Origin of the sequence: Azospirillum oryzae (assembly GCF_008364795.1) — a bacterium.
Taxonomy (GTDB): domain Bacteria; phylum Pseudomonadota; class Alphaproteobacteria; order Azospirillales; family Azospirillaceae; genus Azospirillum; species Azospirillum oryzae.
This window is the reverse complement of sequence record NZ_VTTM01000024.1, coordinates 1811-11231: the sequence shown is the minus strand read 5'-3', so window position 1 is coordinate 11231 and position 9421 is coordinate 1811. Positions and strand designations below refer to the sequence as shown.

Genomic DNA, 9421 nt, shown 5'->3' with positions numbered 1-9421 from the left:
CAAGGCGATGGACTACATGCTGACGCGCTGGGACGGCTTCACCCGGTTCCTCGCCGATGGCCGGCTCTGCCTGACCACGGATGATGTTGAGAACCTCCAGTTGGACATTGGACCGATGCGGTCGGTGCAAGGCATCGACCGCATGGATACCCAAGGCCGGATGATAAAGCCCGGGTCAAGGCCGCAGCCGCGCGGAGCGCGGGGCCGCGAAGCGGTCGCCTTGAGGCGGACTTTATCATCCGGTACCCACCGGCCCCGCCGTCTTCCACGCCTCGACCATTCGCTCATAGACCCGCTCGGCCTGTTCGACATACTCGGCCTCACGTTGTCGGATTTCTTTGATCCAGTAATCGTGAGCGGTGCCGGCATGGCCGTATTCCCGGGGAGCGCCAGCCTTGAGCGCGGCCCTGCGGAGCTTCATGGCTGTGAAAGCCGGCCGGGCAAACAGGTATTCCGTCCCTTCGGACAGCAGGTGCCAGATCAGGATCGCCAGTTTCCGGGCGGTCGCCACCGCCGCCGCCGGCGCTCCCGCCTTTTTCTGTACACGGGTGAAGAACGCCCGCAGCGGTCCAGGCGCCTTTTTCGCCGACCAAGCCGCCTCGACCAGCATCTTCCGGGCGGACGCATTTCCCTGCTTGGAGATACGGCCATGGCGTGGGGGATGATCACCGGACTGACGGGTGGTCGGGGTCAGGCCGAAGTAACACGCCAGCTTCTCGGCTGTCGGAAAGCGGGCGATATCTCCGATCGACGCCAGGACGGTGGTGGCGACGATCGTGCTGATCCCCGGAATCGTCATCAACCGTCGAGCCCGCGGATCATCCAATGCCTGCCGGGCCAGGTTGATGTCCAGTTCGCGAAGCTGCCCGACAACCCGTTCAAGATCAATCAGCAGGCGTTCCAGGATCCGCCGTTCATCGGGGGGAACCGGAAGTTCCGCCAGCCATTCCCGGCCGGATTTACCGAACAGGTCACCGTCGTATTTCGGGAGCAGGTTGCCGTGCAGGATGGCATGGACCCGGCTCTTGAGCCGCACCATCTGGTCGAGCACGGCCATTCGCTCCGAGATCAACCGCCGCCGATGCAGCGTGTCGTCATCCGGAGCCCAGACCTCGGGCAGAAAGCCCGAGGCATAAAGCCGGGCCAGGATGCCGGCGTCGATCTTGTCGGTTTTCACCCGGGCGAAGGCGATGGCCCGCACCAGCCGGGGATTGGCGATGGCCACCTTCGTCACGAAGGGCCGGAGCAATTTTTCAACCGCAGCGCTGTTTCCGGTCGCCTCGATGACCACCACATCGGCTTTCTCGAGAGTCCGGGCGAACGTAAGAAAGCGCTCGTTGGTCAGCTCAACGCGAAGTTCCTGTTGTATCTGGCCCTCGGCGAAGATGGCGACCTGCGCGAAGGACCGATGGATGTCCATCCCGATGATACGCATGCTCCCTCCTGTTGTCTTCTCGGGAGCCAGCGGGCTTGCACGACATCTACGGATTCGCGCTCGCAGCGCAACCGGGCAAGTCGTAGGGGGCGGCCACGTAACAACGCGAGCTCACAGCTCATGGTTAAGGACGGCCTGCCGCCGTTTCATGCTCCCGACGCCCCTATCCCGGTAAGCCGAACTTTACCAGAGCGCGGCCCTGCCCAGGAAGGCGCCAGAAACAGCATGCCCTTTAACAACGCCGCCGAACGCGGCCTGCGCGGGATCGCCCTCGGGAGGAAGGCGTGGCTCTTTTGCGGCTCCGATCGCGGCGGCCAGCGGGCGGCGATCATGTACGGCCTGATCACCACGGCGAAGCTCAACGACGTCGATCCCCAAGCGTGGCTCGCCGACGTGCTGGCCCGCATCAACGACATGCCCCAAACCCGCCTGCGCGAACTCCTCCCCTGGGAATGGAAGGCAATCCGCGAGCAGACGAAAGCGGCCTGACCGCGGCTCTCAGCGGATGCTTACGCACAGACGCCGGAAAGGACGCTCTGATCCTGTTCCATGAGCATGAGCGGATGGTGGCGGAGCAGTTGGCCAAGCTTGAGGCCGATCATTTGGCTCGGAGCAAGACGCAAGACATGGGAAAGCAGCGGACCCGGCGCTAGGGTTCGTCAGCCCATCGCCCCATGACCGCCGCCGTCTGAGCCTGACGGCAAAAGGTACTTGCGGGTGGCGCCGAGCCGGGCGAGGAAGAGACGCGTGCTATGTGCTAGCCTCGGCAACTGGCGTTCACCGTTATTCGGCAGAGCGCGTTCAGTTCACCCCAAGCGCCTCATCAAGAAGAAGCTGCGGGCCGTCGGCAAACGGATTGATGATGGTGACCCCACCCAGCGTACGACCGGCCTGACCATCTTCCGAAAGGAGGAGACGGCACCCGTGACGCTTGGCGGTCGCCCAGATCATCGCATCCCAGAACGACCAACCGTGATGGGTGACTGCGTCCATTGCATCGGTGAGGCACGCGTCGTCCGCCGCCACTACCGGCAAGATGTCGCGCCACTGCTGGATAATGTCTGTCGCTCGCTCCGGCGCGATGCCCTGCTTAGCGCTCGTGAGGGTGCGGAAGAGTTCCGCAAGAGATTGGAGCGTCAGCACGCAGTCCCGGCCGGGGAGACGGTGGATCAGGGCAACTGCCTGGTGGTGCCGCTTCCCCGCGGCCCGGTCGACCGCATAAACCAGGATGTTCGTGTCGAGCGTGAAGCGCATTGCTGTTACCGGTCATAAAGGGCGTCACGGTCAAACCGCTCGCCCCCGAGGTCCACGCCATCTTCCAGCGTCTGGAACAGACGGTTCCAAGCCGAGCCGCCATCGGTTTTGGCGGCAGATCGATCATAGGGCGCCAACTGCGCCACCGGCTGCCCGCGCTTGGTGATGATCACGGTGTGTCCACTGGTGGCCTGTCCGAGGATCTCAGAGAATTGCCGATTGGCGTCGGCTGCAGATACGGTGCGATGCATCTCAGCTTCCTTGTAGTGATCTCACTACTATAGGAGCGGGGCTGGCTTGGGTCAATGATCGTGTAGTGTGTTCATTAACATCGGGCAATCCGTCCTGGCTGCTCAGCCCTGCGAGACAGCGCTGGTGATCGTCGCAATCTCAACGAGCTGCACGATGTCCAACTTGCCCAATAGCCTTAGCTGCTCCAGCCGACCGGCGTTGTTGCGCAGCACCCCGGTACCGGCGGCTGTGCGCATGTAACAGTCGCTGAACCGAGCCCCCTCCCGCTTTACCAGCAAGAGCCGTTCGAGGCGGAGCAGCGCGGCAGGTCCGATCCCCCGCGGCATGTCGCGTACCCGCCTGCGGTCCACCTCAGACAAGGAAGAAAGAGCGATCAGATCGTTGTCGGTAATGGCCATGTCGGACAGCCTCTTGGCGACGGGGGCTCCTGGATCAGGGGAGGGGCTTGGCGCCAAAGACCGAGCGACGAGCGCACACCCATGGGGGGGTGTGGGGGCTCAGCGGATCTTCTCGACGGCCTTGATCATGGCCGACTTGGCGGCATCTCGTCCGACGGCACGCTGTGCACTCTCGAACGCGGCGGCAGCACTCACCACGGCGTCGGCGTGTTCAGCCGGCACCCATCCCCGGGTCACCAAGTATGCGGCAAACGACTTGTAGCCGGTGGTGAAATCGTTGCTGTCGTGCTTGCTCATAGATGGTGTCCTAGTTTGTGGCCGCTGGTGGATGGGTCAGGCTTCGCGTGCAGCCCAGTTCCTGAACGCCGAGAGATACATCGAATACTCGCCCGGCTCCTTGTATACGGTCTTTCCGTTCCTGACTTGGCGATAAAGCACCGCCGGCTCGCCCCTGGGCTCTGTTTCCGGACTTCCGAGCCATTGGACCGGGACGTGGTGGCCGACCTCAACAACCAGACGCTCCGTGCGTCCCGACTTGTTGACGTAGCTGCGGCCAGCTGTGATCTCGATCTTACTCATTGTATTCTCGCTTCTGGGGGAGCTGCTTGACCAAAGGAGTCGGCGGAGCCGCCTCCCGGTCTGGCGCATCGCGCCGTGTGCATGCTTGTATCGTGCATCATTCTGTGCGACAATTCAAGCGCGTTCTGATTGATGTACGAGAAAATGGAAGCCGCACGAGGTCGGGATAGGGGCTACATTCGGCAGGGCCGCGGCCTGCCGAGCGTGGGCGATCAACTCGCCGCCCTCAAGGCGGCCGGCGTGCTGGAACGCTATGTCTATATCGACCGTATGCCGGCGGGCGGGCGACAAGCCACGCGACGGCGCCCCTCGGACCTCGTCGAGCGTGAGGCAGTCTTGGCCGATCTCCGGAGTGGTGTCCGGCTGGTGGTCGCCAGCCTGAGCGTCATTGGCCGATCCGAGCAGGACATTGGTGCTACGGTCTGGCAGGTGCTGGCCGCCGGCGCCTCGGTGTATGCTCGCGAGCGGGACTTGACCATCGACGTGGAGACCGGCCGGGAGATCGTCAAAGCGGAGATTGCGGCGGCGGCCAAGGCGCTGATGCGGTCGCGGCCGGATGAAGCCCGGAAGGTGCTGTCAAAGCTGGTCGAGGGCGGCGCCGTCAAGGTCGGCCGTCGGCCAGCAGTGCAGGCGCTCCCACCGGAGAAGCAGGAGGCAGCCCGTCAGGATTGGCTGACCAATCGGGCGCTGTCCCGTGAACAGGTCGCCGAGAAATACGGCGTCAGCGCGGGAGCCCTGAAAAACGCGTTTGGGAACAGGCTCATGCCGCGTCGGCGGCGTGAGCGGTCTACAAAATAGGAGCCCCGCTGTGCGAACCATGCACCAAGAGGTCATGCGCGAAGCTGCTTCGTCCGAGCAACCGAAGTTCCGACCGACGCAGTCACAGATCGCGGCCATTCGGAAGGCGGCGAAGCGAGACTGGCCTGCCGGCGAGCCTCGCATTGACTGGATCAACAAGGCGACCGCACAGGTCCTGCTGCGCGAGGGCATCATCGTCGAGCGGCCGGATAGCGCGTCCGGAAGCCGCGGGAACATCATCGACCTAACGCCGGCCGGCGAAGCGCTGCTGGCGTCTATTTAAGGAGGAGTGCGCAGTGATGGGCGAAGCCAAGCGGCGCAAAATGGCAGAGCAAAAAGATAGCGTGGCACCCGACGTATCCGGTCTAGCGGGCGATGTGAGCAATCATAGCCCCTGGGCGGATGACAGCGAGAATTGGGAGCCGGAAAAGCATCCTGATTACAATTATTTGATGCCATTGCGCTGCGCTGCTATCGAAGCGAGGCTCTTGGCCGCAAGCGATGCTGATAAGCGAGCTTTTCTTGCAGACACTCGGCCTGTGCATGCTGAGCTTTATGACGGCTTAACTCCGCTCGGCCGGGCAGAGTATGCCGGAACTTACAGGGGAACAGCTAACTCATCTATTGAACATTACTGGCCAGCTATAAACCTAGTCATAAATGGCTCCGAACAGCCTCCGGTGGTGACTGCCCATCCGCTGGAGGTGGACGGGAAGATGAATGCATATGCAGCGAAAATTAGTACGCTCCAAACGGGTAGGGATAAGAACACTACCTACGCTGCTATTGTCGCTAGGTGGCTTGAGTTTAACCAAATTCATCCGTACGCCAACGGTAATGGTCACATTTCGCGTCTTATGGTCACGGTTATGGGCGCGTTAACGGGCCACCCGCTTGCGAACACATGGACAATTCATCCTTCGCCGTTGACCGATGACGCGAAGCTCGCTCTTGCCAACTCAAATACGCGTGAGGGATTATTGAGTTTGGCAAGATTCATTCTCGCTCATTCCTTGTAATAGACGTTGCGATAGGCTGCCAGAAATAGAAGGTAGATCGTGAACTGGTTTCATCCTACCCGCCCATATTGCCTAATGCTAATCGCATCGATGACCGCGACGCCGACCGTATCATGCGTATTTGCGCTGTTCGGTCATCATTACGGGGCCACCGTTTCGACATGGGTCTGCATCGGGGTTAGCGTCGGTCTATTGCTACCGTATATCGGCTACACGATCAATTTGATGACGTGTTCGCAGCATACATCACCGGCGAGTGAGTCGTAGGAAATAGGAGTGAATTCAGGTGGCGATTATTCAGGTTCTAAACTTCATGTCAGCCGGCAGTGCTTTTGTCGCAGCATTGTTCTGGTTTTTGTCGGCCAGCGGTAAAGCGCCCGACCCGCCATTCGGAGCGCTTAGTGGTGCTGCGAACGACGACCCTTATTTCACCCATGCCCAACGGGTGGCCCGACTAAACCAAGGTGGAGCGGCATTCGCCGGGCTATCCGCTTTATTGATGGGTGTTGCGCTGCTTATTGCGCCGGGTTCCTAAAATTGGAAAAGTCTATCAAAGGAGCGTGAACGTGGCCGATACCCGCATCCAACTTGAAGTGGAGGATTGGGTCCGCAGGAACTGGCTGGCCGCTCGCTTCAGCGAGCCGTTCAGCCGCGAGCGCATGAAGCTCGTGACTGGTGGCGTATTTGATTTCGATGCGGTCAACCAGAGCGGCCAGACCGTCGCCTGCATCTCGACTAGCGGCAGCCGGACTGCCGGCGGAAAAGCCGCGGTTGGTAAACTGCTAAAGATCCGCTCCGATCTGCTCTTCCTGAGCATGGCCGCCGACGTTCGTGTCCGTCTCCTGGTACTGACCGAGGCGGACATGCTCGATACGTGCCGGCGCGAGAAGGTCAACGGGCGCGTTCCGGACGGGATCGAGTTCCTGCTCGCCGAGATCCCTATGGAGCTTCGCGAGCGCCTTCAGGCGGCACGGCGACGCGCTTCCCAGGAGATGACTGCTGACGCTATCGAGATGCTTCCCGATGAACTGGTACTGGGCGCAACCCAGACCGCCAGCATCTAGGAATGGAGCGCAGTCATGACGGATGAGGAGTTTGACACAGATGCCCTCTACAAGCTCCGGCAGGGTATCCAGGGCATGGAGGATCGTGTCCGGATCGTCGACACCGGTCGGCCTGGCCGGATCGGTGCTCCGCGCCATCGGCTGCTTCCGGTGGACATGACCGAGCCGGCCGGTGCCGCGGTCAAAATCGACACCATCTCCAGAAAGTGAGGATGAAATGAGCGTGAAGTTTTTCGTTGCGATCACTCTGCTTTCTTGGATGTTTCTGTACTTCTACCTGTCTGGCATGGGCATGCTCCCTTCTGGGCTGTCGTGAAAGGGAGGACAAAGACATGGAACTGCGTGTTGGGAAGTTAGGGAACCGAGCCGGCTTGACGGAAAGCGTCTTCGTTGAGGAAGGCAATCATGTCGTCGTGCTGGGCACGGTTGGGTATGGCAAGGGTGTGGATGCGTCGAGCATCCCGGAGGCGAACAAAGTTGCGGTGACCCTCGCCGCGCTGGTCGAGGGCGACGATCTGCGCTCAATGCCCAACGAAGACTGACACTTCGGAAAAGGAGCGCTCCATTGGTTGAAGTGATCCGCGCCCGTCCGGCCGACAACGAGCACCAGGTCGTGACCCTTTCCGGCTGCGACGGCCGCTCCTACCGCCGCAAGCCGTGCCCGCACTGTCCATGGCGCATGGACCAGCCGACAGGCCGGTTCCCGGCCCAAGCTTTCCGCCATTCTGCCGAGACGGCCTACGATATGAGCGATCACCGTTTCGGCTGCCACATGAGCGGGGCCAAAAAACCTGAAACCTGCGCAGGCTTCATCCTGCGCGGCGCGACCCACAATGTGGGCGTCCGCCTAGACTTGATGCGAGGCCGACTGGACCTGGATGAGGTGTCCAGCGATGTGCCGCTCTACAGCAGCTACCGCGCGATGGCCGAGGCGAACGGTGTCGCCCCGGATGACCCGATCTTGGCGAATTGCAGAGATCCAGATTAGGAGCATCTAATATGATTGAGTTTGCTGGACAAACCTATCCCGACACCGCAGCACTCGGCCGGGAAGGGCGCAAGGCTGCCGCCGCTGTAATCCAGGCGAACGGCGATCCGCTCGGTGCCGCCGCTGATCTGGCCGGGGCGGTGTTGCCCCTCATACCCTCGGCCGACACGCCACATGCCGATCTGCCGAATCTGCTGCAACTGGTGTCACTCGTCCTCCAAGACGGCCTGGCTGCTCACAACCGTCGGCGCGGCATCGCCGCATAGCGTCTAGAAAGGGAGGCATTCACAGTGCCGCTACCGCCTCGCGAAGCTAGAGCGTTCTTAGTAGAGGACGAAGTCTCATTCTTCGTCGCCAGTTATCTTGAGCGCAAAGGCGGAAAAATACTACAGCTGTTGACTAATGGCCGGTCCGGCGCCGACATTATCGTTGAGTGGCAAGGAGGCTACTTGGTCATCGAAGCAAAGGGTGGTGGTTCGCAGAAACCAACTTCTGCAAAGTATGGTCAGGCGTTTGATCGCTTGCGTATGCAGCAGAGTTGGGATGCCGCTGTTGCGCAGCTTCCGCAACTCGAAGGTGGCGAAAAGGCAGTCTACCTGCATGGACGAAAAATCCAGCCGGACTATCTCGGCATCGCGGTCCCTGATACGCCGACGTACAGAATGATGTTCGGTTGGTGCAGTCGACGCTTGGACTTCTTGGGTGACGGTGTCTGGTTTGTCAACCAGGACGGGACTGTCCATGAAGAGCTAGAGCCGCGTCCTATTCCAGCCGTGAGGCGCGGCATCACGTCGAAGGGCAGGTAGGTCAGCACCAAGGAGGTGCGCTCTCGACTTGAGGAGATCGAGCGGCACTTGATGAACGCTACACTCGGCCCCAATCGGCGGGACTGCGCCGGTGTTTAGTCCCGGCATTTGATGGTGCATCCTACGTGCAGGAATGGAGGAGCTAGTGGATTGGCGTGAAGCATTCTTTAAGTATGACTACGGCGAGACAAAAGATCTCTTAAAATCTTTTATAACTCTTGTATCTGCAACACTCGTGCTTTCTATTACATTCTCCGAAAAAATCATTGACATTCATAAAGCGATATTGCGCGTAAAGCGCATGATGGTCGCGGCATGGGTGTTCTTCATCGTGGCATTGATTGTAAGTGGCGCTTCTATGTGTTTTATCGCGGCGGAGGCCGGATGCGTAATATACGGCCAAATACCGGTTTTTGCCTGCAGAGGAGGCTTATATGCTCTCATATCATGGGCGTTAATAATAATTTCCGGCGGATGTTATGTGATCGGGCTTGTTCTTATGGCGCTTTCAGCGCGCGCGAAAATTATGGAGTCGGAGCATAATGAATAAACTGTAGATAGGTCGCGGACCGGCAGCATGTCGGCGAAGCCAAGCGCGCTGACCCGGTCGGCCGCCGCGGTGGTGGAGCTGGCCGCGCGCCCGGCGCGCTGCCCTCCACCAGCAGGCCCTGCGCGTCGATGGCGCCGATCAGCAGCAGCAGGATCGCCGGCAACCCGGCCGCCGCGGTGGTCGTAGTGGGCGAGCGCCCAGCGCTGCCCTCCACCAGCAGGCCCTGCGCGTCGATGGCGCCGATCAGCAGCAGCAGGATCGCCGGCAACCCGGCCGCC

General features: G+C 60.8%; 18 protein-coding genes and 1 pseudogene. 12 read left to right on the top strand and 7 right to left on the bottom strand.

The window, feature by feature from the left end; translation table 11 throughout:
• Positions 1–235: 235 nt before the first annotated feature.
• Positions 236–1420: an IS110 family RNA-guided transposase gene (locus tag FZ938_RS30280; RefSeq protein ID WP_149201861.1), complete on the bottom strand. Its 1185-nt coding sequence runs from the start codon at positions 1418–1420 to the stop codon at positions 236–238.
• Positions 1421–1669: 249 nt separating this feature from the next.
• Here FZ938_RS30280 and FZ938_RS30275 point away from each other — a divergent pair.
• Positions 1670–1924, top strand: a pseudogene (locus tag FZ938_RS30275) (transposase domain-containing protein); the annotation flags it as partial.
• Between the two features lie 312 nt (positions 1925–2236).
• Here FZ938_RS30275 and FZ938_RS30270 read toward each other — a convergent pair.
• From FZ938_RS30270 to FZ938_RS30250, 5 genes are all read right to left on the bottom strand, one after another.
• The gene (locus tag FZ938_RS30270) at positions 2237–2689 is read right to left on the bottom strand and encodes a PIN domain-containing protein (RefSeq protein ID WP_109155054.1); all 453 of its coding nucleotides are present in this window, start codon (positions 2687–2689) and stop codon (positions 2237–2239) included.
• A 5-nt stretch (positions 2690–2694) separates the two neighbouring features.
• Positions 2695–2940: a type II toxin-antitoxin system Phd/YefM family antitoxin gene (locus FZ938_RS30265; RefSeq protein WP_109155053.1), complete on the bottom strand. Its 246-nt coding sequence runs from the start codon at positions 2938–2940 to the stop codon at positions 2695–2697.
• A 102-nt stretch (positions 2941–3042) separates the two neighbouring features.
• Entirely contained in the window at positions 3043–3339 is a 297-nt protein-coding gene (locus FZ938_RS30260; RefSeq protein WP_109155052.1) for a hypothetical protein, read from the bottom strand.
• A gap of 99 nt (positions 3340–3438) precedes the next feature.
• Positions 3439–3636: a hypothetical protein gene (locus FZ938_RS30255; protein ID WP_109155051.1), complete on the bottom strand. Its 198-nt coding sequence runs from the start codon at positions 3634–3636 to the stop codon at positions 3439–3441.
• A 36-nt stretch (positions 3637–3672) separates the two neighbouring features.
• The gene (locus FZ938_RS30250) at positions 3673–3918 is read right to left on the bottom strand and encodes a hypothetical protein (RefSeq protein WP_109155050.1); all 246 of its coding nucleotides are present in this window, start codon (positions 3916–3918) and stop codon (positions 3673–3675) included.
• Positions 3919–4122: 204 nt separating this feature from the next.
• Here FZ938_RS30250 and FZ938_RS30245 point away from each other — a divergent pair, with 204 nt between their 5' ends.
• The 11 genes from FZ938_RS30245 to FZ938_RS30195 all read left to right on the top strand — a co-directional run bounded on the left by FZ938_RS30245 (position 4123) and on the right by FZ938_RS30195 (position 9143).
• The gene (locus FZ938_RS30245) at positions 4123–4716 is read left to right on the top strand and encodes a recombinase family protein (RefSeq protein ID WP_174757569.1); all 594 of its coding nucleotides are present in this window, start codon (positions 4123–4125) and stop codon (positions 4714–4716) included.
• 34 nt (positions 4717–4750) lie between these two features.
• Complete coding sequence (locus tag FZ938_RS30240; protein WP_136705962.1) at positions 4751–4999, top strand: hypothetical protein; 249 nt, start codon at positions 4751–4753, stop codon at positions 4997–4999.
• A 16-nt stretch (positions 5000–5015) separates the two neighbouring features.
• Complete coding sequence (locus FZ938_RS30235) at positions 5016–5735, top strand: Fic family protein (RefSeq protein WP_109155047.1); 720 nt, start codon at positions 5016–5018, stop codon at positions 5733–5735.
• Between the two features lie 286 nt (positions 5736–6021).
• The gene (locus tag FZ938_RS30230; protein ID WP_136705963.1) at positions 6022–6270 is read left to right on the top strand and encodes a hypothetical protein; all 249 of its coding nucleotides are present in this window, start codon (positions 6022–6024) and stop codon (positions 6268–6270) included.
• A 31-nt stretch (positions 6271–6301) separates the two neighbouring features.
• Positions 6302–6799 carry a hypothetical protein gene (locus FZ938_RS30225; protein ID WP_136705964.1) on the top strand — a complete coding sequence of 166 codons (498 nt, stop codon included), beginning with the start codon at positions 6302–6304 and terminating at the stop codon, positions 6797–6799.
• A 15-nt stretch (positions 6800–6814) separates the two neighbouring features.
• A complete protein-coding gene (locus FZ938_RS30220) occupies positions 6815–7009 on the top strand; it encodes a hypothetical protein (RefSeq protein ID WP_109155045.1) in 195 nt (64 codons plus the stop codon).
• 122 nt (positions 7010–7131) lie between these two features.
• Positions 7132–7341 (top strand): hypothetical protein, encoded by a 210-nt coding sequence (locus FZ938_RS30215; RefSeq protein ID WP_136705965.1) that lies wholly within the window; start codon positions 7132–7134, stop codon positions 7339–7341.
• A 32-nt stretch (positions 7342–7373) separates the two neighbouring features.
• Complete coding sequence (locus FZ938_RS30210) at positions 7374–7787, top strand: DUF6283 family protein (RefSeq protein ID WP_246799136.1); 414 nt, start codon at positions 7374–7376, stop codon at positions 7785–7787.
• Positions 7788–7798: 11 nt separating this feature from the next.
• Positions 7799–8053 (top strand): hypothetical protein, encoded by a 255-nt coding sequence (locus FZ938_RS30205; protein ID WP_109155043.1) that lies wholly within the window; start codon positions 7799–7801, stop codon positions 8051–8053.
• 183 nt (positions 8054–8236) lie between these two features.
• Positions 8237–8593 (top strand): hypothetical protein, encoded by a 357-nt coding sequence (locus FZ938_RS30200; protein ID WP_136705966.1) that lies wholly within the window; start codon positions 8237–8239, stop codon positions 8591–8593.
• Positions 8594–8738: 145 nt separating this feature from the next.
• Positions 8739–9143, top strand: coding sequence for a hypothetical protein (locus FZ938_RS30195; protein ID WP_136705967.1), 405 nt, complete (start codon positions 8739–8741; stop codon positions 9141–9143).
• On the opposite strand, the gene FZ938_RS30190 is transcribed toward FZ938_RS30195, so the two are convergent.
• Positions 9118–9421: hypothetical protein (locus FZ938_RS30190; protein ID WP_211101204.1), on the bottom strand; the 304-nt coding region annotated here is incomplete at its 5' end. The genes FZ938_RS30195 and FZ938_RS30190 overlap by 26 nt on opposite strands.

Bases quoted from the DNA above. Each gene is read 5' to 3' on its own strand.
- FZ938_RS30280 (WP_149201861.1), bottom strand. From the start codon at position 1,420: ATGGACATCCATCGGTCCTTCGCGCAGGTCGCCATCTTCGCCGAGGGC.
- FZ938_RS30270 (WP_109155054.1), bottom strand. From the start codon at position 2,689: ATGCGCTTCACGCTCGACACGAACATCCTGGTTTATGCGGTCGACCGG.
- FZ938_RS30265 (WP_109155053.1), bottom strand. From the start codon at position 2,940: ATGCATCGCACCGTATCTGCAGCCGACGCCAATCGGCAATTCTCTGAG.
- FZ938_RS30260 (WP_109155052.1), bottom strand. From the start codon at position 3,339: ATGGCCATTACCGACAACGATCTGATCGCTCTTTCTTCCTTGTCTGAG.
- FZ938_RS30255 (WP_109155051.1), bottom strand. From the start codon at position 3,636: ATGAGCAAGCACGACAGCAACGATTTCACCACCGGCTACAAGTCGTTT.
- FZ938_RS30250 (WP_109155050.1), bottom strand. From the start codon at position 3,918: ATGAGTAAGATCGAGATCACAGCTGGCCGCAGCTACGTCAACAAGTCG.
- FZ938_RS30240 (WP_136705962.1), top strand. From the start codon at position 4,751: ATGCGCGAAGCTGCTTCGTCCGAGCAACCGAAGTTCCGACCGACGCAG.
- FZ938_RS30235 (WP_109155047.1), top strand. From the start codon at position 5,016: ATGGGCGAAGCCAAGCGGCGCAAAATGGCAGAGCAAAAAGATAGCGTG.
- FZ938_RS30220 (WP_109155045.1), top strand. From the start codon at position 6,815: ATGACGGATGAGGAGTTTGACACAGATGCCCTCTACAAGCTCCGGCAG.
- FZ938_RS30215 (WP_136705965.1), top strand. From the start codon at position 7,132: ATGGAACTGCGTGTTGGGAAGTTAGGGAACCGAGCCGGCTTGACGGAA.
- FZ938_RS30205 (WP_109155043.1), top strand. From the start codon at position 7,799: ATGATTGAGTTTGCTGGACAAACCTATCCCGACACCGCAGCACTCGGC.